16 protein-coding genes are annotated in these 23,416 nt (G+C 58.8%); 14 read left to right on the top strand and 2 right to left on the bottom strand.

Annotated elements, in window-relative coordinates:
• Positions 1 to 58: 58 nt before the first annotated feature.
• Positions 59 to 2,233, bottom strand: coding sequence for a primosomal protein N' (locus tag COA55_RS13500; RefSeq protein ID WP_063539109.1), 2,175 nt, complete (start codon positions 2,231 to 2,233; stop codon positions 59 to 61).
• Between the two features lie 137 nt (positions 2,234 to 2,370).
• On the opposite strand from COA55_RS13500, the gene rpmE reads away from it, so the two are divergent.
• Together rpmE and COA55_RS13490 are read left to right on the top strand one after the other, a co-directional pair.
• Positions 2,371 to 2,589 (top strand): 50S ribosomal protein L31, encoded by a 219-nt coding sequence (gene rpmE / locus COA55_RS13495; protein WP_063520783.1) that lies wholly within the window; start codon positions 2,371 to 2,373, stop codon positions 2,587 to 2,589.
• Positions 2,590 to 2,696: 107 nt separating this feature from the next.
• A complete protein-coding gene (locus tag COA55_RS13490; RefSeq protein ID WP_063520784.1) occupies positions 2,697 to 3,971 on the top strand; it encodes a malic enzyme-like NAD(P)-binding protein in 1,275 nt (424 codons plus the stop codon).
• 118 nt (positions 3,972 to 4,089) lie between these two features.
• Here the strand turns inward: COA55_RS13490 and COA55_RS13485 are convergent, their stop codons facing one another.
• Entirely contained in the window at positions 4,090 to 6,654 is a 2,565-nt protein-coding gene (locus COA55_RS13485) for a penicillin-binding protein 1A (protein WP_290502580.1), read from the bottom strand.
• Positions 6,655 to 6,853: 199 nt separating this feature from the next.
• On the opposite strand from COA55_RS13485, the gene COA55_RS13480 reads away from it, so the two are divergent.
• The 12 genes from COA55_RS13480 (at position 6,854) to COA55_RS13425 (ending at position 23,286) form a co-directional block, all read left to right on the top strand.
• Entirely contained in the window at positions 6,854 to 7,921 is a 1,068-nt protein-coding gene (locus tag COA55_RS13480; protein WP_007148723.1) for a pilus assembly protein PilM, read from the top strand.
• Complete coding sequence (locus COA55_RS13475; RefSeq protein ID WP_290502579.1) at positions 7,918 to 8,487, top strand: PilN domain-containing protein; 570 nt, start codon at positions 7,918 to 7,920, stop codon at positions 8,485 to 8,487. Before COA55_RS13480 ends, COA55_RS13475 begins: the two co-directional genes overlap by 4 nt.
• Positions 8,484 to 9,161, top strand: coding sequence for a type 4a pilus biogenesis protein PilO (locus tag COA55_RS13470; protein ID WP_290502578.1), 678 nt, complete (start codon positions 8,484 to 8,486; stop codon positions 9,159 to 9,161). The genes COA55_RS13475 and COA55_RS13470 overlap by 4 nt, the downstream gene beginning before the upstream one ends.
• Before the next feature lie 14 nt (positions 9,162 to 9,175).
• Positions 9,176 to 9,703: a pilus assembly protein PilP gene (locus COA55_RS13465; protein ID WP_290502577.1), complete on the top strand. Its 528-nt coding sequence runs from the start codon at positions 9,176 to 9,178 to the stop codon at positions 9,701 to 9,703.
• Between the two features lie 167 nt (positions 9,704 to 9,870).
• Complete coding sequence (locus COA55_RS13460) at positions 9,871 to 11,895, top strand: type IV pilus secretin PilQ family protein (protein ID WP_363970636.1); 2,025 nt, start codon at positions 9,871 to 9,873, stop codon at positions 11,893 to 11,895.
• Positions 11,892 to 12,428, top strand: a complete 537-nt coding sequence (gene aroK, locus COA55_RS13455) for a shikimate kinase AroK (RefSeq protein WP_363970633.1) — start codon at positions 11,892 to 11,894, stop codon at positions 12,426 to 12,428. The genes COA55_RS13460 and aroK overlap by 4 nt, the downstream gene beginning before the upstream one ends.
• A 63-nt stretch (positions 12,429 to 12,491) precedes the next feature.
• Positions 12,492 to 13,571, top strand: a complete 1,080-nt coding sequence (gene aroB / locus COA55_RS13450) for a 3-dehydroquinate synthase (RefSeq protein ID WP_290502575.1) — start codon at positions 12,492 to 12,494, stop codon at positions 13,569 to 13,571.
• Positions 13,561 to 15,114, top strand: a complete 1,554-nt coding sequence (locus tag COA55_RS13445; RefSeq protein ID WP_290502574.1) for an SPOR domain-containing protein — start codon at positions 13,561 to 13,563, stop codon at positions 15,112 to 15,114. The genes aroB and COA55_RS13445 overlap by 11 nt, the downstream gene beginning before the upstream one ends.
• A 143-nt stretch (positions 15,115 to 15,257) precedes the next feature.
• Positions 15,258 to 19,721: a glutamate synthase large subunit gene (gene gltB, locus COA55_RS13440; RefSeq protein ID WP_063539115.1), complete on the top strand. Its 4,464-nt coding sequence runs from the start codon at positions 15,258 to 15,260 to the stop codon at positions 19,719 to 19,721.
• A gap of 11 nt (positions 19,722 to 19,732) precedes the next feature.
• Positions 19,733 to 21,154 (top strand): FAD-dependent oxidoreductase, encoded by a 1,422-nt coding sequence (locus COA55_RS13435; protein WP_063519327.1) that lies wholly within the window; start codon positions 19,733 to 19,735, stop codon positions 21,152 to 21,154.
• Between the two features lie 161 nt (positions 21,155 to 21,315).
• Positions 21,316 to 22,377: a uroporphyrinogen decarboxylase gene (hemE, locus tag COA55_RS13430; RefSeq protein ID WP_063519328.1), complete on the top strand. Its 1,062-nt coding sequence runs from the start codon at positions 21,316 to 21,318 to the stop codon at positions 22,375 to 22,377.
• Between the two features lie 129 nt (positions 22,378 to 22,506).
• Positions 22,507 to 23,286, top strand: a complete 780-nt coding sequence (locus COA55_RS13425; RefSeq protein WP_290502573.1) for a pilin — start codon at positions 22,507 to 22,509, stop codon at positions 23,284 to 23,286.
• The last annotated feature ends 130 nt before the right edge of the window (positions 23,287 to 23,416 follow it).

The following is a 23,416-nucleotide window of genomic DNA, read 5'->3' as shown; positions in this document are numbered from 1 at the left end:
CAACACGCACCATGCGGGGCTCCGGCGTGTTGCATGCCGCGTGCTGCGTGTGGCGTTGTCACAGCATGTCGATCGGATCCACATCCAGGTGCCAGCGGCACTGGCGGCCTTCGGGGAGCTTGCGGGCCTGCTCCAGTAACAGGTTCAGGGCCTGGTGCAGGGGCGCGCGTTGGGCGCATTGCAGCAGTAACTGGGTACGGAAGCGGCCGGCGCGTTTTTCCATGGGGGCGGGAATTGGGCCAAGAATATGGACATCCGGCGGCACGGTAATGGTGCTGAGCTGCTGCAGGAAGTTCATGGCGGTGCCCATGGCCATGGCTTCGCAGCGGAACAGGGCCAGGTGGCCATGGGGCGGCAGGCCGGCCATTTGCCGCTCTTCCAGCAAAGTAGTGGCCAGTTGTGGGTAGTCGCCACTGGCGGCCAGTTGCAGCAGGTGGTGGTCCGGGTGGCGGCTTTGCAGGATGACTCGGCCCTGGCCTTCGCGGCCGCTGCGCCCGGCCACTTGCAATAACAGCTGGGCGGCTTGCTCCGGGCCGCGGAAGTCGGCGCTGAGAAAGCCTGCGTCCATGTCCAGAATCACGACCAGCGTCAGTTTGGGGAAGTGGTGCCCCTTGGCCAGCATCTGGGTGCCGACCATGACGGCGGGTTCGCCTTTCTGGATTTGCGCCAGGTGCGCATCCAGGGCGCCTTTGCGGCGGGTGGCATCCCGGTCGATGCGGATTACCGGCACGGGGAGGGATTGTTCCAGTAGCTCGGTGAGCTTTTCGGTGCCGCTGCCGGCTTCCTGGATGGCGCTGGAGCCGCAGTCCGGGCAGCGGCTGGGGACGCGCTGTTGGTAACCGCAGTGATGACAGCGCAGGGCGCGGTCGCTGCGATGCCAGGTGAGAAAGCTGTCGCAGCGTTTGCATTCCGCCTGCCAGCCGCAGTCGTGGCAGAGAATCATCGGCGCGTAGCCGCGCCGGTTGATGAACACCAGTCCCTGATTGCCGGCCTCCACGCATTGTTTCAGCGCCTGCAGCGACAGCGGCAGTAGCGGGTTGCCGGGAGCGGCCAGCCGGGCATCGACGATTTCGATGGGCGGGCGGCTCTGATCGGTGGCCCGTTGTGACAGCCTGAGCCACTGGAATCGGCCTTCCCGGGCCAGATGCAAGGTTTCCAGGGCCGGGGTGGCGCTGCCCAGAACCACCGGGATGCCCAGCTGCTGGGCGCGCCAGGTGGCCAGATCCCGGGCGTGGTAGCGAAAGCCGTCCTGCTGTTTCAGGGAGCTATCGTGGGCTTCGTCCACGATGATCAGGGCGGGATTGAGCATGGGGGTAAAGATGGCGGAGCGGGTGCCAATGATGATGCGCGCCTGGCCCTCCCGGGCCGCCAGCCAGTTGTCCAGCCGTTCCCGGTCGGTGAGCCCGGAATGCAGGGTGACCACCGGGACGGCAAAGCGCTGCTTGAAGCGTTGCACGGTTTGCGGGGTCAGGCCGATTTCTGGCACCAGCACCATGACTTGCTTGCCGGCGGCCAGCAGTGGTGCCATGACTTGCAGATAGACTTCGGTTTTGCCGCTGCCGGTGATGCCGTCGAGCAGGAAAGGGGTGAAGCTGTCAGCGTCCTGAATCGCCTGAATGGCGGCGCGTTGCTCGGCGTTGGCTGCCAGTGGGGCCTGGGCCAGGGTCTCTTTGGTTACGTCTGGTCGGGTGTCTACCTGGATTTGCTCGGCCCAGCCCTTGTCGCGCAGGCTGGCCAAGGCGGGTGGGCTTACCTCCAGCGCCGCCAGCATGGCGCTGCTCAGCCCCTTCGGGTGGTCACGTAGGGTGTGCAGGGCGTCCCGCTGGCGGGGGGCGCGGCTGACCTGGTCGTCGCTGACGTGTTGCCCGCGTTCGGTGATCTGCCAGCGTTTTTCCAGGCTGGCCTGGGCCTCATTGCCCTGGCGCAGCAGGGTGGGCAGGGCGTAATTGAGTACTTCGCCCAGCGGGTGATGGTAATAGCGGGCTGCGCGCTCGCAGAGTTGGTAGAGCTCGTCGGGCATCACCGGTTCGTCGTCGAGTACCGCCTGCACGGCCTTGAGTTTCGGGTAATCGCTGGGGGCGTGGCCGTGTACGAGGCCGACCAGGGTGCGCCGCCCGAAGGGGACTTTGACCCGGCTGCCCCGGGGGGGTACCACGGTGCCGTGCAGAACATAGTCAAAACACCCGGGCAGGGGCACGGGCAGGGCAATTTGCAGGGTGTTTTTCGGTGACACGGAATTTCCTGGAGCCAGCGGCGGCTTTGCGCTTGCGGAATGGGGACAAGCTGTTATGATTCGCCTTCTTTTTCCCAGGCGCAAGCCGTGTGGTGCCTGTCGTAGAGGCCGGTAGCGACACAAAATGGAGCTTAGCAATGAAACCAGAGATTCATCCCGATTACCAGACAGCGACCTATTCCTGTAGCTGTGGCAACGTTATCGAGTCCCGTTCCACCAAGGGTGGCGCCATGGACCTGGACGTTTGTTCTGCCTGTCACCCATTCTACACTGGCAAGCAGAAGCAGGCCGACAGCGGCGGCCAGATCGACAAGTTCAAGCAGCGCTTTGGCATGATGCGCAGCAAGAAGGACTGATACGGCGTCTTCACAGCGCCTATTGTAAAAAGCACCCTGCCGGGTGCTTTTTACGTTAAGTACTTGCGTACACACTGTATATCCCAACTAGGGAAGCGGAGACCAGCATGTCCGAGGATTTAAAAGCGGCGGCCCTGGAATACCACGCCAAACCGCGGCCAGGGAAAATCAGCGTCGAGGTGACCAAGCCGGCGGCGACCAGTCGAGACCTGAGCCTGGCGTATAGCCCGGGTGTGGCGGAGCCGGTGCGTGAAATCGCCCGGGAGCCGGAACTGGCTTACCGCTTTACCTCCAAGGGCAACCTGGTGGCAGTCATCAGCGATGGCACCGCGATTCTTGGCCTGGGCAATCTGGGCGCGCTGGCTTCCAAGCCGGTGATGGAAGGCAAGGGGATTTTGTTCAAGTTGTTTGCCGGTATCGATGTGTTTGATATCGAGGTAGACGCGGAAGATTCCCAGGCGTTTATCGATACGGTGATGCGCATTCATCGCACCTTTGGTGGCATCAATCTGGAAGATATCCGCGCGCCGGAATGTTTCGAGATCGAGCGGATCCTCAAAGAGCAGTGTGAAGTGCCGGTGTTTCATGATGACCAGCACGGTACGGCCATTGTGGTGGGTGCCGGCCTGATTAACGCGCTGGAAATCCAGAACAAGCGTATCGAAGATATCAAGGTCGTTTGCGTGGGTGCCGGTGCCGCCGGCGTGGCGTCCGTGCGTCTGCTGATCGAAATGGGCGCGCGCAAGGAAAATATCCTGGTGCTGGACCGCAAGGGCGTAATCCACAGCCGTCGCGATGACCTGAATCAGTACAAGGCGGCGCTGGCCAACGATACTGACAAGCGCACTCTGGATGATGCGGTTGAAGACGCCGATGTGTTTATCGGGGTTTCTGGCCCTGACATGCTCACGCCGGAGATGGTCAAGAAGATGGCGCCCAAGCCGATCATTTTCGCGCTGGCCAACCCGGACCCGGAAATTCGCCCGGAAGTGGCCAAGGCGGCGCGTTCGGATGCGATTGTGGCGACCGGTCGTTCGGATTTCCCCAATCAGGTGAACAACGTGTTGTGTTTCCCGTACATGTTCCGTGGGGCGCTGGATGTGCGTTCCACGTCCATCACCGAGGAGATGAAGATCGCCGCAGTGCATGCCATCGCCGAGCTGGTACGCACCGCGCCTCCGCAGGAGGTGCTGGATGCCTACGGCGGCGAGCCGCTGACGTTTGGTGCTGATTATATTATCCCCAAGCCGAACGATCCGCGTTTACTGGGCAAGGTGTCTGCGGCTGTGGCCAAGGCAGCGGTAGATTGCGGTGTGGCCCGTAAGGGGTATCCATCGCACTACCCGCTGAATTCGCTGGACGAGATCTTTCCGGAGTTGTAGCAGGAAACGCCAGCCATAAAAAAACCGCCTCTCGGCGGTTTTTTTATGGCTGCAAGCATCATGCAACACGCTTCACACCTTTCCGTGTTGCGTGATGCATGTTGCGTGGTGCATCTCTTTAAAATATCTGCTCCGGTGCACTGTGCCCGCCTGGTCCTCGTGCCGGCTCCATGTCGGGCACCTGGCTTTGGATGAAATACTCGCGGATGGCGTCCGGGTTCTCCGGGCGGGCCAGCAGGCCGCTGTCCGGGTCGATGCGCACGGTGGCGATGCCGGAAGGTTGCTCCAGTTGGCGGTCAGGGACGCCTTCCAGTGCCGGCCCCATGTAATCCATCCAGATGGGCAGGGCGGCCTTGCCGCCATACTCACCCCAGCCCAGAGAGGCGGGGTTGTCGAAGCCAACCCAGACAGTGGCGACCAGGTCCGGCGAGTAGCCGGAGAACCAGGCGTCCACCTGATCGTTGGTGGTCCCGGTCTTGCCGGCCAGATCCCGGCGGCCCAGGCCGTTGGCCTGGTGGCCGGTGCCACGGCGTACCACATCTTGCAGTATGGAGTTCATTAGCCAGGCAATGCGGGCGTCGATTACGCGCGGGGCCATGACCGGCGGTGGCTGGCGGGGCTGGGTGGTGCTGTCATCGCTGTCGCTATTGGCTGTGTCGACTTCGGTCATGCCGCCTTGGGGGGCGTTATCGGTTTGCGGCGGCCGGCAGGGGCTTTCGCAGAAAACCACCTCTGGCGCTTTCCAGAGCACGTCCCCGTTGTCCTTTTCGATTTGCACGATACTCCAGGGGGTAACCCGGTAGCCGCCGTTGGCGAAGATGCTGTAGGCCGAGGCGATGTCCATGGGGGTCACGCTGGCGCTGCCCAGTGCCAGGGACAGATCGCGCTGGAAGGTGTCTGCCGGCAGGCCGAAGCGCTTCAGGGTGCCCATGGCCTGGCTGATGCCGACCTGGCGAAGAATGCGGATGGAAACCAGGTTCAGCGAGCGGTACAGGGCTTCGCGCATGCGGGTGGGGCCATAAAACTTGCCGCTGGCACCGGTGGGGCGCCAGGCGGTTTCCAGCTTGTCGTCGTCAAAGACCACCGGGGCATCGTTGATGATGGAGGCCGGGGTGAAGCCGTTTTCCATGGCTGAGGTATAGATGAACGGCTTGAACACGGAGCCGGCCTGGCGCTCGCTCTGTACGGCCCGGTTGAAGTTGGAGGTAGAGAAGCTGTAGCCCCCTTGCAGGGCCACGATGGCGCCGCTGGATGGGTCCAGCGAGATCAGGGCGGATTGTGCCTTGGGTAGCTGGGCCAGGCGCCAGTGACGCTCATCGCCACTGCCGGCGGGGCGGACGTAGATGACGTCCCCTTTGCTGAGGACGTCGGCAGCCCGGGTGGGCTCCTTGCCCACGTATTTGTTGTTGAGCTGGGGACGGGCCCAGCGAATATCATTCCAGGCGAGCGGGCTGCGCTTGCCGTCCCGGAACAGGATTTCCGCGTCCTTGTCGCCCACGGCGGTAACGATAGCCGGCTGCAGGGGGCCGATGCGGCGCTGGTCCTTGATGCGTTCTGCCCAGGCGGCGACATCCGGGTCCAGGCCGGTGATGGTCTTTTCCAGCTCAGCCTCTTCGGCAGCGACGGGTTTGTCGGTGCTGTCTTCCGGGGGCTTTTCGCTGTCCGCGTCGGAGGGGGTGGGCAGGGCCGGGGCGTCGCTGATGTCCAGCTGTGCCAGCGGGCCGCGGTAGCCGTGGCGCTCGTCATAACTGTGCAGGCCGTTGCGCAGGGCATTGACCGCAGCCTGCTGGCGCTTGCTGTCTACCGTGGTGATGATGCGGATGCCGTCGGTGTAGATATTGGCGTCCACCAATTCCATGGCCTGCAAGCGGGCCATTTCACCCAGATAGGCGGCGTCCACTTCCGGTGAGGCGGCATGGAAGCGGGCGCTGACCGGGGCGGCCTGGGCCAGCTCGCGCTGCTCGGCGGTGAGGGCGCCGGTCTCTTCCATGCGATGCAGAATCCAGTTGCGTCGGACCTGGGCGCGCTGGGGGTTGGTGATTGGGTTATAGGCTGAAGGGGCTTTCGGTAGCCCGGCAATCATGGCCCATTGGGGCAGGCTGAGTTCGCCCACGGACTTGCCGTAATAAACCTGGGAAGCCGCTTCGGCGCCGTAGGCCCGGTGCCCCAGGTAAATCTTGTTTAGATAAAGCTCAAGGATTTCTTCCTTGCTGAGGACCCGTTCGATCTGGATGGCGAGCACGATTTCGTTGAATTTGCGCAGAAAGCGCTGCTCCCGGTCCAGGAAGAAGTTGCGGGCGACCTGCATGGTGATGGTAGAGCCCCCGGAGCGGATTTCCCGGTAACGGGCCAATTCCACAAAGGCGCGCAGCAGGCCTTTCAGGTCTACGCCGTTGTGGCGAAAGAAGCGTTCGTCTTCCGCCGCCAGTACCGCCTGGATCAGCGGTTCCGGCAGTTCGTCGTAAGTCACTGGCTGACGGCGTTTCTCCCCGTATTCTGCGATCAGCTTCATGTCGCGACTGTAGATGCGCAGGGGGATCTGGTATTCCACCTCGCGAATCTGGCTTGCCGGGGGTAGCTGGGGAGCCAGATAGAGGTAGCAGGCGGCGAGCGCCGTCAGGCCCCCGCCGGCGCCGGCAATAAGGAGTAACAGCAGGTATCGGATCCAGGAGGGTAAACGCATGTTTTCGGCAACTACTGGCTGGGATCGGTAGAAAGGCCTAGCCGGCCCGTGAAGTGGGTCATTATATGGTGGAATGCTTGTTGTGATCTAATATCTGTTCTGCTATTACTAACTCCTAAAGTAATTCGACATAAAAAACGTGTAAGTGTATCTTTAGCAAGAAAAAACACTTCAATAATAACCAGACGGGACGACGACAGTGCTGCCTTTCCTCAGAAAAAAGGCCCAGACACTACTGGGGATCGACATCAGCTCCACGGCGGTCAAGCTGCTGGAACTGTCCAAATCAGGGGGCCGCTACAAGGTCGAGAGCTATGGGGTTGAACCTCTGCCGGCCAATGCGGTTGTCGAGAAAAACATCAGCGACGTGGAAGGTGTGGGCGATGCCATTGCCCGCCTGGTCAGCCGTGCGCGCCCCGGGGTGAAAACCGCGGCGGTGGCGGTGTCCGGTTCCGCGGTGATCACCAAACTCATCGAAATGGATGCGGATCTGGACGAGGATGCATTGGAAATGCAGCTCAAGTCCGAGGCCGACCAGTATATCCCTTATCCCATGGATGAAGTTCGCATGGACTTTCAGGTCGTGGGGCCGGTGGAAAATAACGATGAGCGGGTAGAGGTGCTGGTTGCGGCTTCACGTACCGAAAACGTGGAGATGCGCACTGATGCACTGGAAATCGGTGGCCTGCAACCGAAAGCGGTGGATGTGGAAGCGTACGCCATGGAGCGTGCTTTCCAGTTGATCCAGGCTGGTTTGCCGAACTCGGATGAGCTGGAAACCGTGGCGGTATTTGATATCGGCGCCACCATGACCACGTTGAACGTGTTCCATCAGGGGCGCAGTGTTTATACCCGTGAACAGCTCTTTGGTGGCAAGCAGCTTACCGAGGAAATCCAGCGCCGCTACGGTATTTCCATGGAAGAGGCTGGCCTTGCCAAGAAAACCGGCGAGCTCCCCGATGATTATGAAAGCGAAGTGCTGCAGCCGTTCAAGGACGCCATCGTTCAGCAGGTGAATCGTTCCCTGCAGTTTTTCTATGGCTCCACCCAGTTCAATGAAGTGGATTACATCCTGCTGGCAGGTGGCTCTGCCTCGATCGCCGATCTGGGTGATCTGATTCAGGAGAAAGTGGGGGCGGGCTGTTCTGTGGCCAATCCGTTCAGTGACATGGCGTTGGCAAACAAGGTGAGTGCCTCTGCCATTGCCAATGATGCCCCGGCATTGATGATTGCCTGCGGCCTGGCATTGAGGAGCTTTGACCAATGACAACAACAATTAACCTGTTGCCCTGGCGCGAAGAGCGCCGCAAGCAGCGTCAGCAGGAATTCGTCATGATGTTGGTTCTCGCGGCGATTGTGGGGGGATGCATTTTCTGGATGTGGAAAGGGTACGTGGATCAGCAAATCACCGATCAGCGTGCTCGCAATAGCCATATTCAGACCCGTTCTGCAGAACTGGATGAAAAGATCAAAGAGATCAAGGAGCTGAGGTCTCGCCGTGATGAGTTGGTGGCGAGAATGGAGGTTATTCAGAATCTGCAGGGCAACCGGCCGACCATCGTTTACGTATTCGATGAATTGGTGAAGACGCTTCCGGACGGGGTCTTCTACAATGAAATCAAGCGAGTCGGAGACCTCTATACCGTTGATGGTGTGGCCGAAAGTAACAACCGAATTTCCCGTCTGATGCGCAACCTGGATGAATCATCCTGGTTCCAGAGTGCAAATCTGCAGAATGTGACGGCGCTTGAGGATGGCTCTCAAGCCAACAGTTTCACACTAACCGTCAAGCAGGCTTCTCTGAGCAGCAATAAAGAGGGAGAAAAACAATGAAAGCCTCTGAGCTGAAAAATTTGGATCTGGGCGAGTTGATGGATGAACTCAACAGTCTGGATTTCGAGAATGTGGGAGGGTGGCCCACGCCAATCAAAATTGGTGCTGCTGTTTTGGTTTTGGTAGCGGTTGTTGCGCTTGGATACTTCCTGTCGATTAGTGACGCAAATCAGGCGCTTGATCAGCAGCAGCGCGAAGAATCTACCTTGTTGCAGGCGTACGAAAAGAAGGCCTTTGAGGCTCATAACCTTGATCAGTTCCGTAAGCAGTTGGCTGAAATGGAGCAGACATTTGGGGCTCTTCTCAAACAGCTGCCGAAAGATACCGAGGTGCCTGGCTTGCTTGAAGATATTACCCATACGGGGCTGGGAAGCGGGCTGGAATTTGAAAATATCGAACTGAGAAATGAAATTGAAAAGGAGTTCTATGCAGAGCTTCCAATCAATATTCAGGTGATCGGTGACTATCATGGTTTTGGTTCATTCGTGTCGGGTGTGGCGTCGTTGCCTCGTATTGTGACTCTGCATGATTTCACTATTACGCGGCCATCAGAGAGCAATAAGAATCTGGCTGCTTTGGGGTTGCTGAGAATGGATATCACGGCCAAAACCTACCGATATTCCAGTAAGGATGGTGCAGCGAGTGGTGCTAATTCTTCTGGCAAGAATAAATAAGGGGGCGTGAGATAATGAAAAAAATAGTCTTTCTTTTTGTTGCTTGCGTTGCCTTGTTCGGGCTTGCCGGCTGTGGTTCCAGCGCCAATTTGTCGGAGCTGGATGCGCGTCTCCAGGAAATCAAGGCAAGGCCTCGGGGGCGGATTGAGCCGCCGCCTGAATTCAAGCCTATTGCCTCCTATTCGTATGCGGCGCATAAGCTTCGCTCTCCATTCAGTCCGCCGCAGGATCAGGAGCTGCTGGTGGTGCCGGATGGTCGCAAGGTAGAGCCGGATATGGGGCGCCCGAAAGAGTATCTGGAGCGTTTCTCGCTGGATACGCTAAAAATGGTTGGCACCATTAGTAAGCCTGGCGAGCCGCTCCAGGCGCTTGTTTCTGACCCTTCGGGGGCGGTGACTCGGGTCAAACCGGGTAGCCATATGGGGAAGAATTTTGGCTTGGTCAAGCAGGTTAACGAAGCCAAGGTAAGTTTGATTGAAATCGTACCGGATGGTCGAGATGGCTGGGTGGAACGCGCCAGTAACGTCTCGATTTCCGAATAATAGTCGCTGGGGACCCAGTTATGAAATGTGCAAAATTGACAATAAAAAAGAGCGCTTCCCGGCGTCTGGCGGGGCTGTTTTCTGTAGGGGTGCTGTCGGTTCTCTCTATGGTTGCGGGCGCAGATACACTGAAGTCGATCGAGGCGAACTCTCTGTCCGGTGATGGAATGGAAGTGCGCTTGAAGTTTGAGGGGGGGGTGCCTGAAGTAAAGGGATACAGTATTGAGCAGCCTGCCCGGATTGCTCTGGATCTTGTTGGGGCCGATACGGATATCGCTGGCAAGCGGCAAAATCTCGGTTCGGGCAATGCCCGCAGTGTGACCATCGTTGAAGCAAAAGACCGGACACGACTGATTTTTAATCTGGAATCGTTAACCGGGTATTCTACCCGCGCTGAAGGGAGTGATCTGATCGTTCTGTTGGGTAACGATCAGGTGGATAAGCAGAACCAGGCGGTTCAAGGTGATGATTACAGTGGTGAAGCGGCGGTAACCGGTGTTGATTTTCGGCGTGGTGATAGCGGCGAAGGTCGTGTGATTATCAAGTTGTCAGAGCCCTCGATTCCCGTCGATGTGAAGGAAGAGGGCGGCAAGATTGTGGCCCGATTTGTCGGGGCTGGCGTGCCCAATGAGCTGGTGCGGAAACTGGATGTGACTGATTTTGCGACGCCGGTCAAGATGGTGGAGACCCAGTCAGCCGAGGGTAGCACCATGGTGGTTATTGAGCCGACCGGGGTATGGGAGTATCTGGCCTATCAGGCGGACAACGAATTCAGCATTAATGTTAAACCGGTTAGCAAGGCAGAAGCGGCACGAAAGAAAAAAGACGCTTTTGAGTACACGGGTGAAAAGCTGTCCTTGAATTTTCAGGATATTGAGGTCCGTTCTGTGCTTCAGCTGATTGCTGATTTCACCGGCCTGAACCTGGTTGCTTCTGACACCGTTAGTGGCCGCATTACTTTGCGCTTGCAGAATGTGCCCTGGGATCAGGCGCTCGAATTGATTCTGAAAACCAAGGGGCTGGATAAGCGCCAGGTGGGGAATGTCCTGCTGGTTGCGCCTGCGGATGAGATTGCCGCCCGTGAACAACTGGAGCTGGAAAGCCAGAAGAAAATTGAGGCCCTGGCGCCGCTGCGTACCCAGTACATCAATATCAACTATGCCAACGCGTCAGAGTTGAAAGGGTTGATTTCCAACGCTGGGGGTAAGGGCGAGGCGCTGGTCTCAAGTCGTGGCTCCGTGGTTGTGGATCAGCGCACAAATACGCTGATTGTTCAGGATACCCAGGCAAAGCTGGAGGAAATCCGTGAGCTGATTGATCAGCTGGATATTCCGGTTCAGCAGGTACTTATCGAAGCCCGCGTTGTGGTGGCCACGAATGATGTCACTGACGAGTTTGGTGTTCGTTGGGGGGGGCTCGGTTTTGACACGGAACAAATGCTCGAAGATGGGCGAACTTATGGTGTGTCCGGCCGTTTGCAGTCTTTGCGTAATCTGCATCAGACCAATATTGATGCCACCATTGCGTACCCTGACCCTGGTACGGGGCACCCCGATGATGTGGAATTTGGGCCGGATGACTTTGAGTTTGAAGAGGCGGAGAACGGTGATGACCTGATCGTTGATCTGGGTGTGGATTCTGCCAGTGCTTCGCGATTTGCTGTCGGCTTCACCTCTCTCGCCTCCGGCCTGATTGAGCTTGAGCTTTCTGCGCTGGAAGCGGAAGGCCATGGTGAGCTGGTGGCGACGCCGAAGGTGTTGACAGCGGATCAGCAGCCGGCGGTGATTGCGTCCGGCCAGCAGGTGCCCTTTGAGGTGGCCACGTCCTCCGGTGCCACTTCCATCGACTTCGTGGAAGCGGAGCTGCGCCTGGAGGTAACCCCGCATATCACGCCGGATGGCAATATCATCATGACGCTGAAAGTGAATAACGACTCCTTCAGTTCCGACGGCTCTGCCGCGATCAATACCAATCGGGTGGAAACCTCTGTGTTGGTCAATGATGGCGAGACGGTGGTGCTTGGTGGTATCTTCCAGCAGGAGAAGATCAATTCCGTGACCAAGACGCCTTTCCTGGGTGACTTGCCGTGGATTGGTAACCTGTTCAAGAAGACCGTCAATCGTGATAACAAGCAGGAGCTGCTGATCTTTATTACGCCACGGTTGATGAAGGATGCTTTGGCTAATCGGTGATCAAGACTAATTCTGTTGTTCCTTTGATTCTTGTCGGGCCCATGGGTGCAGGTAAAAGCACCCTGGGCCGGCATCTTGCCCAGCTGCTGGATCGCCCGTTTTTCGACTCTGATCGTGTCATTGAGGAGAAGACCGGTGCGGACATTCCCTGGATCTTCGATATGGAAGGCGAGGCGGGCTTCCGGCGGCGAGAGCAGGATGTTATTGACGAATTGACCCGGGAGTCCGGCATCGTGCTGGCGACCGGGGGTGGGGTTGTGGTGACCCCGGAAAATCGTACCTTTCTCCATGAGCGCGGTTGTGTGGTCTACCTGTGGACGCCGGTAGAGGTTCAGCTGGCGCGCACCCGCAATGACAAAGGCCGCCCGCTGCTGCAAACGGCAGACCCCAGGGCGCGGCTTGAGGCCCTGTTCGCTGAGCGCGATCCGCTCTACCGGCAGGTGGCTCACCATGTTGTCTCGACCGCATCTGGCAACCTGAAAAAAGTCGCCGACGACGTGCTCGCTTGTTTGGACTCTCACCCACAAGGATAATGCAGGCAATTGCCGGGCTGATCTCTGGTCTGTTTTGCTGAATTATCGTTTGTGGGAGCTGTAATGCGCACACTTCAGGTGGCCTTGGCCGAGCGGAGTTACCCTATTCATATCGGGGCCGGCTTGCTGTCGTCTTTCCCCCTGGCCGAGCAGGTACGCGGTAATCAGGTGATGATTGTCACCAATGAAACCATCGCCCCGCTTTATCTGGCGGCGCTGGAGGCGCAGTTCTCCGCGATCCAGTGCGATACGTTGATTCTCCCTGACGGTGAGAAATACAAGACCCTGGACACCCTGGAAACCCTTTTCGATGCCTTGATGGCTAAACGTCATTCGCGCACGACCACGTTGATCGCGCTGGGAGGCGGTGTGGTTGGTGACATGGTGGGCTTTGCGGCGGCCTGCTATCAGCGTGGTGTGGATTTTATTCAGGTGCCGACCACGCTGCTGGCACAGGTGGACTCGTCCGTGGGGGGCAAGACGGCGGTAAATCACCCCCGTGGCAAGAACATGATCGGGGCCTTTCATCAGCCGAGACTTGTGCTGATCGATACCGACGTTCTCGGTACTCTGCCGGAGCGGGAGCTGGCTGCCGGTTACGCGGAAGTCGTCAAATATGGCCTGATCCGTGATCCGGATTTCTACCAGTGGCTGGAAACCAATAACAGCAAGCTGTTGTCCAGAGAAGAGTCGGTCATCTCCGAGGCCATCTTCCGTAGCTGCGAAAACAAGGCGCAGGTGGTGGCGGACGATGAAACCGAGCAGGGCAATCGTGCCCTGTTGAATCTGGGGCATACCTTCGGGCACGCGATCGAGACGGCTACGGGCTACAGTCAGTGGTTGCATGGCGAGGCGGTAGCCGTGGGCATGTTGATGGCGATCAGGATGTCGGCTGAGCTTGGCTGGGTGCCGGATGATCTGGAGCCGGGCGTGGTGGCGTTGCTGTCCGCCTGGGGGCTGCCTGTGGCGGCCCCTAAAGATATGACGCCGGAACAATTTGTCGATCTAATGGCCATGGACAAGAAGGTTCATAACGGCCAGTTACGCCTTGTGCTGTTGCACGCGCTGGGTAAGGCTGTGGTAACAGCCGACTATGATGAAGCGGCATTGCAAAAAACGCTGGAGGCTTTTTGTGGAGCATGATGACGAACGTTTCTATAGCGGGGCCTCGCGAGGGGATTTCCTGGATGCCATGACCGCCCATGCCGGGCTGGGCTCGGTAGTGGCTATAGAAGGCGACACGGGCAGCGGTGTGTCTACTCTGCTCGGGCAGGCAGTGATGGCGCTGCTGGCCGACATGGAAGTGGTTCGCATCGATGGCAGTGAGCCCCATGATGCCAATGTGGTGGTCGACGCGTTGCTGCGTCATTTCGATATTGACCGCGCTGACCTGCCGCAAATGCTGCGTGACACCCTGAGTGATGGTCGCCTGGTGGTGGTGGTGGATAACAGTGAAGACGTGAGAGCGGATGCGCTGACCACCATGGCGGCCCTCAAGCAGAAACTGGGCGCGCGGTTGTGCTACCTGTTTGGGGGGCTGCCGGGCACCGTCGAAGCGCTCAAGTCCGTGGACTTTACCGTGGATGACGTGCTGGATCTGCCAACATTGAATGCGGATGATGTGCAGGATTTTGCCTGGTTTGTTGTTGGCGAGGAGCTGGATGAGGACGAATCAGAGCGGCTGGCGCACCGTAGTGAGGGGTTGCCGGGTGCTCTGCTGGGGCTGTTGCAGGGTACCCGGGGGTCCGCTGCGGCGGTGCCGGTGGGGGCGGCCACGCACAGCCAGGACAGCGCCGATGAAGCGGGTGAGACCGATGACGACATGAGTGATATGCCGGGCTTTTCCGCGCGCTCCAGCGATGATGAAGATGACGATAATCATGTTGATGCCGAAGCGCCTGTGCCGCCGGCTGATACGGCGCCAGCGTCCCGTGCCACTGCTCCCTGGCGTCACGGGGCTGCTGTTGTGGGCCTGTTGTTGGTGGTGATCCTCTTGTGGTCAGTGCTTTCTGGCGGTGATGATGAGGATGCGGCGCAGGATTCCCGCGAGTTGGCTTTGCCTGTGCCGGAGTCGGTGCCGTCGAAACAGCAAGAGATTGCGCCCCAGGAGCCCGGGGTTACACCGCTGAAGCCGACCATGGAGCCGGTGGCGCGTCTTGAGGATATCGGGGCGGAGCCGGAAGACGAAGAAAGCAAGGTTGAGGCTGCGCCGAACAGCAATGTACAGCTGGCGCCAGTGACTGATCCGGTTATGCAATCTTCTCCAGCTCAGGCTCAACAGGAAGTGGCGGTGGCGCCGGCACCTGACAAGCCGGATGAATCTGCGTCAGTGAAGCCAGAAAAGGTGGAGAGCAAAGCTGCTTCGCAATCGGAGCAAGAAAAAGCACCAGCCGAAACCTCAGGGTATAATCAGGCGGCCTGGCTCGCGGCGCTGGATGACAATCGCTGGTTTCTGCAGATTACCGCCACCAGCCAAGAGGCCAATGCCCGTGCGGTGCTGGATCAGCTGGATCGTAAGGGCGCCTATTATCCGGCCAAACGGAATGGAAAAACCGTGTTTCTGGTGCTCGCCGGGGACTATTCCAGCCGCCAGGCAGCGCTTGATGCAAAGTCGACGTTGCCAGCAAAGTTACGCTCAGCGGGGCCTTTTCCTCGCAAGATGGGCGATGTTCGCGGCGAACTTTAAGCATGAAAAAGCGCCTTGGGTGACTGTTCAATTTGTCGCCCAAGCGCGCAATGTGTAGAATGCATATCCCTTTTTTGCCGTCACCGTTTTCTTGACGCCATTTGCCTTCTGTAAGTCTCTGAATTTCAAGAGGAAAGGTTTTCATGCAGCAGAACTCAACGCTGGTGCGGGGGCTCACTGAGCCCGGAGAATTCCGGGACAACTGTGGTTTTGGTCTGATCGCCCATATGGAGGGCCAGGCCAGCCACGAGCTTCTGCAAACTGCTATTGAAGCACTTACGTGCATGACACACCGGGGCGGCATTAATGCCGACGGAAAAACCGGTGATGGCTGCGGTCTGTTGCTTAAGAAACCCGATTCTTTCTTCCGCAAGGTCGCGGAAGAGCAATCCATTACGTTGCCGGACAATTACGGTGTGGGGATGGTATTTACCCACCCGGACGCGGATCAGTCCGAGCAGCAGAAGAGCGCAATCAATGCGGCCCTGGAAGCCCAGGGTGTTGCCGTGCTCGGCTGGCGCGAAGTGCCTACCGATCCGGCCTGCCTGGGTGATCTGGCGCGTGCGTCCTTGCCGGGGTTCTGGCAGGTGATGGTGGCGGCAGACGGCAACTCCGAGCAGGAGCTGAACCGTCGGTTGTTCTTTGCCCGTCGCCATGCGGAAAAAGCCATCGAGAACGACGGCTACTTCTATATCTGTTCCCTGTCCGCCTCTGTCATGTCTTACAAAGGCCTGATGATGCCGGTGGATCTGCCGGTGTTCTTCCCGGACTTGGGCGACAGCGCCATGGAAACGGCGATTGTCGTTTTCCACCAGCGCTTTTCCACCAACACGCTGCCCCAGTGGCCGCTGGCCCAGCCGTTCCGTTACCTGGCCCATAACGGTGAGATCAACACCGTGCAGGGTAACCGGAACTGGGCACTGGCTCGGGAAAACAAGTTCGAGAATGAGTTGCTGCCGGGCCTGGAAGAACTGAGCCCGCTGGTTAACCGCACCGGGTCGGACTCTTCCAGCATGGATAACATGCTGGAAATCTTGCTGGCCGGGGGCATGGACCTGTTCCGTGCCGTGCGCATGATGATTCCGCCTGCCTGGCAGAACGTGGAAACCATGGATGCGGATCTGCGTGCCTTCTACGAATATAACTCCATGCACATGGAGCCCTGGGATGGCCCTGCCGGTCTGGTAATGACGGACGGCCGTTACGCTGTCTGTATGCTCGACCGCAACGGTCTGCGCCCGGCCCGCTGGGTGGTTACCAAGAATGGCTTTATTACCCTGGCCTCGGAAATCGGCGTTTACAGCTACAAGCCGGAAGACGTGGTGGCCAAGGGCCGTGTTGGGCCAGGCCAGATTCTGGCTATCGACACCGAAACCGGCGAGGTGCTGCACACCAAGGACATCGATAACCGTCTGAAAGTGCGTCACCCCTACCGTGACTGGCTGAAAAGCAACGCGCTGCGCATCGAAGCGGACTACGACCACGAAGTGGGGCGTACCGATGAGGTGGACCCGCAGGATCTGCTCAGCTACCAGAAATTCTTCCAGATCAGCTTTGAAGAGCGTGATCAGGTGCTGCGCCCGTTGGCAGAATCCGGCCAGGAAGCCACCGGCTCCATGGGCGATGATACGCCTATGGCGGTACTCTCCCGTCGCGAGCGTTCCCTGTTCGACTACTTCCGCCAGCAGTTTGCCCAGGTCACCAACCCGCCCATCGATCCGCTGCGCGAAGCCATCGTAATGAGCCTGGAAACCTGTGTGGGCGCCGAGCGTAATGTGTTCGAAGAGACTGCGGACCATGCCGACCGGGCGATTCTTTCTACCCCGGTGCTGTCGCACTCCAAGTTCACCAACCTGATCAACATCGAGCGTCCGGGTTATCAGACGGCCAAGCTGAGCCTGCACTATGACGCCGAGATCGGCCTCAAGCAGGCGGTGCTGGATCTGTGTCAGCAAGCGGAAACGGCGGTACGCGATGGCAATGTGATTTTGGTGCTGAGTGACCATGGCATTGCCCAGGACAAGCTCACCATCCATGCCTTGATGGCTACGGGGGCGGTGCATCATTACCTGACCGAACAAGGTCTGCGCTCCGACGCCAACATCATCGTGGAAACCGCCACGGTGCGTGATTCCCATCACTTTGCTGTGCTGTTCGGTTTCGGTGCCACCGCAGTGTATCCGTATCTGGCCTATGACGTGATCGCTGACATGGTGCGTTCCGGCGAATTGCTGGGCGATGCGGTGGAGCTGCAAAAGAACTTCCGTAAAGGCATCAACAAGGGCCTGATGAAGATTCTCTCCAAGATGGGGATCTCCACCATTACCTCCTACCGGGGTGCCCAGCTGTTTGAAGCCATCGGCATCAACAGCGAAGTGGTAGAGTTGTGTTTCCGAGGTGTTCCCAGCCGGATTCAAGGTGCGGGCTTCGAGGATTTCCAGGAAGACCAGCAAAACCTGGCCAAGGATGCCTGGAAGCAACGCAAGCCCATCGATGCGGGCGGCATCCTCAAGTATATCCACGGCAAGGAATATCACGCCTTCAATCCGGACGTGATCTACGCCCTGCACCGCGCCACCCAGGACAGCGACTACGACGCGTACAAAGAGTACGCCGAGCTGGTTAACAAGCGTCCGGTGGCGACCCTGCGTGATCTGTTTGCCCTGCGCGATGACGTGGACGCCATCGACGTGGATCAAGTGGAGCCGCTGGAAAATATCCTGCTGCGCTTCGATTCCGCTGGTATGTCTCTGGGGGCGTTGAGCCCGGAAGCCCACGAAGCCATTGCCACGGCAATGAACCGTCTGGGTGGCCGTTCCAATTCAGGCGAGGGCGGGGAAGACCCGGCCCGTTATGGCACCGAGCGTGTGTCCAAGATCAAGCAGATCGCCTCTGGCCGTTTCGGTGTGACCCCGCATTATCTGGTCAACGCCGAAGTGCTGCAGATCAAGGTGGCTCAGGGCGCCAAGCCCGGTGAAGGTGGCCAGCTGCCCGGTGGCAAGGTGAATGCGCTGATTGCGCGCCTGCGCCATTCCGTGCCCGGTGTTACTCTGATTTCACCGCCGCCGCACCATGACATCTACTCCATTGAGGATCTGTCCCAGCTGATCTTTGATCTCAAGCAGGTCAACCCGGATGCGCAGGTGTCTGTGAAGCTGGTGTCCGAACCCGGTGTCGGTACGGTGGCGTCCGGTGTCGCGAAAGCCTACGCGGATCTGATCACTATTTCCGGTTACGACGGTGGCACCGCGGCGAGCCCGCTGACCTCCATCCGCTACGCCGGTTCCCCCTGGGAGCTGGGCCTGGCGGAAGCGCATCAGGCGCTGCGGGGTAACGACCTGCGCGACAAGATTCGCCTGCAGACAGACGGCGGTCTGAAGACCGGCCTGGACGTGATCAAGGCGGCGATTCTGGGGGCCGAGTCCTTCGGTTTCGGTACCGTGCCGATGATCGTGCTGGGCTGTAAGTACCTGCGGATCTGTCACCTGAACAACTGCGCTACCGGTGTGGCTACCCAGCGTGAAGATCTGCGCAAGGAGCACTTCATTGGTGCGCCGGAACTGCTGATCAACTACTTCACCTTTGTGGCTCAGGAAGTGCGTGAATTGCTGGCGCTGCTGGGTGTGAAGAGCATCCCCGAGCTGATCGGCCGTACCGACCTGCTGAAAGTGCTGGAAGGCGAAACCGCGCGCCAGGGCAAGCTGGACCTGACCCCGATTCTGCGCAATGACCTGGTGCCGGCAGACAAGCCCACCCATTGTCAGGTGACCCGCAACGAGCCGTTCGACAAGGCTGTGCTGAGCCAGAAGATGGTGGCTGACATGGGCACCGCCATCGAGAGTAAATCTGGTGGCTCGTTCCATTACGAGATCACCAACTGTGATCGCTCCGTGGGCGCCCGTGTGTCCGGTGAGATTGCCAAGCAGCACGGCAATCTGGGCATGGAGACCGCGCCGATCAAGGTTCGCTTTACCGGTACCGCCGGGCAGAGCTTCGGTGTGTTCAACGCCGGCGGCCTGCATATGTATATTGAAGGCGACGCCAACGACTACGTGGGCAAAGGCATGGCCGGCGGCAAGCTGGTGATTCGTCCGCCCAATGGCAGCCCGTTCAAGAGCCAGGAAACCGCCATCATCGGCAATACCTGCCTCTACGGTGCCACCGGCGGCAAGCTGTACGCTGCCGGCACCGCGGGCGAGCGTTTCGGGGTGCGTAACTCCGGGGCACACGCCATCGTGGAAGGCGCTGGCGATCACTGCTGCGAATACATGACCGGTGGCTCCATCACCGTGCTGGGCCGCACTGGCCACAACTTTGGTGCGGGCATGACCGGCGGTTTCGCCTTCGTTCTGGACGAAGACAATGATTTCTTCGACCGCATCAACCCGGAGCTGATCGAATTGCATCGCATCAGTTCCGAAGCCACCGAGTCTCACCGCAGTCACCTGCGCGGCGTAATCGCAGATTACGTGGAAGAGACTGGTAGCGAATGGGGCCAGTACATTCTGGACAACTTTGATGCCATGAGCCGCAAGTTCTGGCTGGTTAAGCCCAAGGCCGCAAGCCTGGAAAACCTGCTGCAGAGCACGCGCGCCAATCCGGCATAACGGGGGATACCATGGCTGAACGTTTGAGCAATAATTTCCAGTTTCTCGACGTGCCCCGGCACGATCCGAAGAAAAAGGACATTGAAGACCGCAAACACAAGTACGAAGAAATTTACTACCCGTTTGAAACCCGGGAAGTAGAGCATCAGGCACACCGCTGCCTGCATTGCGGTAACCCGTACTGTGAATGGAAGTGTCCGGTCCATAACTACATTCCCAACTGGTTGAAGCTGATCAGCGAAGGCAACCTGTTGGAAGCGGTGGAGCTGAGTCACCAGACCAACTCCCTGCCGGAAGTCTGTGGCCGGGTATGTCCTCAGGATCGTCTGTGTGAAGGGGCTTGTACCCTGAACGACGGTTTTGGTGCAGTGACCATTGGTGCCACCGAGAAGTACATCACCGATACGGCGCTGGCCATGGGCTGGCGCCCAGACATGTCCAAGGTGGTGTGGACCGACAAGAAAGTGGCGGTGATCGGTGCAGGCCCTGCCGGCATTGGCTGTGCTGATGTGCTGGTACGTAGCGGTGTGAAGCCGGTAGTGTTCGACCGCTATGAAGAAATTGGCGGCCTGCTCACCTTCGGCATTCCCGAGTTCAAGCTGGAAAAACCGGTCATGGCCAAGCGCCGTGAAGTGTTTGAAGGCATGGGTGTGGAATTCCGCCTGGGCGTAGAAGTGGGCAAGGATATCACCATCGATGAGCTGCTCGACGAATACGATGCGGTCTTCATGGGCATGGGTACTTATACCTACATGAAAGGCGGCTTCCCGGGTGAAGAGCTGGACGGCGTGTTTGAAGCGCTGCCGTTCCTGATTTCCAATGCCAACCGTAACCTGGGCTTTGAAAAAGACGAAGCCGACTTCATCAATATGCAGGGCAAGCGTGTGGTGGTGCTGGGTGGTGGTGATACCGCCATGGACTGCAACCGCACCTCTATCCGCCAGCAGGCGGAAAGTGTCAGCTGTGCCTACCGTCGTGATGAAGAAAACATGCCGGGTTCTCGCAAGGAAGTGGCCAATGCCAAGGAAGAGGGCGTGCAATTCCTGTTCAATCGTCAGCCCATTGAAGTGGTGGGTGAAGATGGCAAGGTTGTTGGCGTCAAGGTAGTGGAAACCCGGCTGGGTGAGGCGGATAACAATGGTCGCCGCCGCCCTGAGCCGATCCCGGGCAGTGAAGAAATTCTGCCGGCGGATGCGGTGATCGTGGCGTTCGGCTTCCGCCCCAGCCCGGCGGACTGGTTTGATGCGAAGAGCATCAACACCGATGATTCCGGCCGCGTTATGGCGATCGAGGAGCAGGCATTCCCGTTCCAGACCAGCAATGAGAAGATCTTTGCCGGTGGTGACATGGTGCGTGGTTCCGACTTGGTGGTGACGGCCATCTGGGAAGGCCGTGAAGCGGCCAAAGGGATCCTTGATTACCTGGATGTTTAATCACGCCTAAGGCTGGACGCCTGACGTCAGACGCTTTAAAACAGTAGTGCCAGAAATGTTGCGGCTCCGCAGAGACTCTTTGCGGAGCCGCAATGCTATCAGAAGCGGGTTGAGCGTCCGGCCTCAGGCATAGGGCGTCCCGCCAGGATTTAGGACTGACAATGACTTTCGCTCCCCTGCAAAACGATCGCTTCCTCCGTGCCTTGAACCGTGAGTCGGTAGACCGCACCCCCATCTGGATGATGCGCCAGGCGGGTCGCTATCTGCCGGAATACCGGGCTGCCCGTGAACATGCCGGGTCCTTCATGGATCTGTGCAGGAATGCGGATCTGGCCTGTGAAGTGACGCTGCAGCCGCTGGAGCGTTACCCGCTGGACGCGGCGATCCTGTTCTCCGACATCCTGACCATCCCCGATGCCATGGGGCTGGGTTTGTACTTCGAAACCGGGGAAGGGCCGAAATTCAGGAAGGTGGTGCGCACTGAGGCGGATGTGGCCGCCTTGCCGATTCCCGATGCGGAAACCGATCTGGGTTACGTGATGAAGGCGGTGAGCACCATTCGTGGAGCCCTGAACGGCCGCGTTCCTCTGATCGGCTTTTCCGGTAGCCCCTGGACGCTGGCCACCTACATGGTGGAAGGCGGCTCCAGCAAGGATTTCCGCCATCTCAAGGCCATGGTCTACAGTCAGCCTGACGTGGCCCATGCCCTGCTGAACAAGCTGGCCCAGTCAGTGACGTCTTACCTGAACGCGCAAATTCGTCATGGCGCCCAGGTTGTACAGATTTTTGATACCTGGGGCGGAGCGCTGTCGGCAGAAGCCTATAAAGAATTCTCCCTGCGTTACATGCAGCAGATTGTGGACGGCCTGATCCGTGACAACGAGGGCCGGAAGGTGCCCGTTATCCTGTTTACCAAGAACGGCGGCTTGTGGCTCGAATCCATGGCGGCCACCGGCTGTGATGCACTGGGGCTGGACTGGACTATCAATATTGGAGACGCGCGTCGGCGCGTGGGGGACAAGGTCGCCCTGCAGGGCAACATGGATCCGGCCGTGCTTTACGCCTCGCCTGAGGCGATCCGGGCTGAAGTAAAACGTATCCTCGATGATTTTGGTGATCATCCCGGGCATATTTTCAATCTGGGGCATGGTATTACACCGCAGGTGGATCCGGAGCACGCCAGGGTCTTTATTGAGGCGGTGGTGGAGTTGAGCCAGAAATAGAAACGCTGGATGCCAGGCGCATGACGGCGGACGCTAAAAACAAAAAATAGCGCGTCGCCATGCTGGTGCTGCTTCGGGGTTGCTTGGTCTTGCTAGACAGCTTTGTAAGGGAAGCAAAGGGGGGAAGGGATGCGTATTGTTATTGCGGCTATGTTACTGGTGCTGGGGGCGCCGGTCATGGCCATGTCACTGGCCCTTGCCAAGGTGGAGCGGGCCGGGCAGGGAGAAACCGAGCAGCAAGTCTGTGGCCGTGCCCTACAGTTGATGACCGAAGAGCTTCACGTCAGCTTGCTCAGTGTGATCGCGGCCACGGATGAATACCGGCAGCGCCAGCAGGCCTACAAGAAACAGGACAGGCCGGAATCATTGCTCCGGGACGCTTACCTGAGCCAGCTGCAAACCGAGACGCCGTCCCTGCAGGGGCAACGCTGGACGGGCAGTCGCTGTTCCCTGCGCGCCCGCTACGAAGGGGACATCGATGCCCTTGCCCGGCGTGTCGCCATTCCTGAAACCCCGGCATCACCCAGTGAACCCAGGGATGCGCCGCCGCCTGGGATTGACCCGAAAACCTGGGAGTTATTCAGCAGCAGCCGGGATCGTTCCGAACTGGCCCAGACCTTCAGCACGGTCAATGCCTTGCGCATGCATATGACGGAATACTATCTGTCCGGTGGCACCTGGCCAGACAGCCTGACGGATATGGGGGTGGCCCAGGAGCAGGTGATCGGCAAACGCATAAAGCGGGCGTATCTACTGGATGGTGGCATGTTGAAACTGGAGCTGGCGGGCCGTCTGGATGGCCATCAGCTAACCACCTGGCCGGTGGAAGGGGGCATGCAGCGTATTGAGTGGGAGTGCTCTACCACGGTGAACCTGGGGGCGCAGGGGTTTTGTACCTACGCTGAGTGAGCTACGAGCTACGAGCTACGAGCTACGAAAATGGAATGCCCCGGAAAAAGTAGACACCTTCATTTGGAGAGAAGGTGTCATGAAATACAAAGCCAAGCGCTACTTCAGCGATGATTTCAAACGCGAGGCC

Source organism: Alcanivorax sp. (assembly GCF_002733835.1).
Taxonomy (GTDB): Bacteria; Pseudomonadota; Gammaproteobacteria; order Pseudomonadales; family Alcanivoracaceae; genus Alcanivorax.
This window is presented reverse-complemented; position numbering and strand designations above follow the sequence as displayed.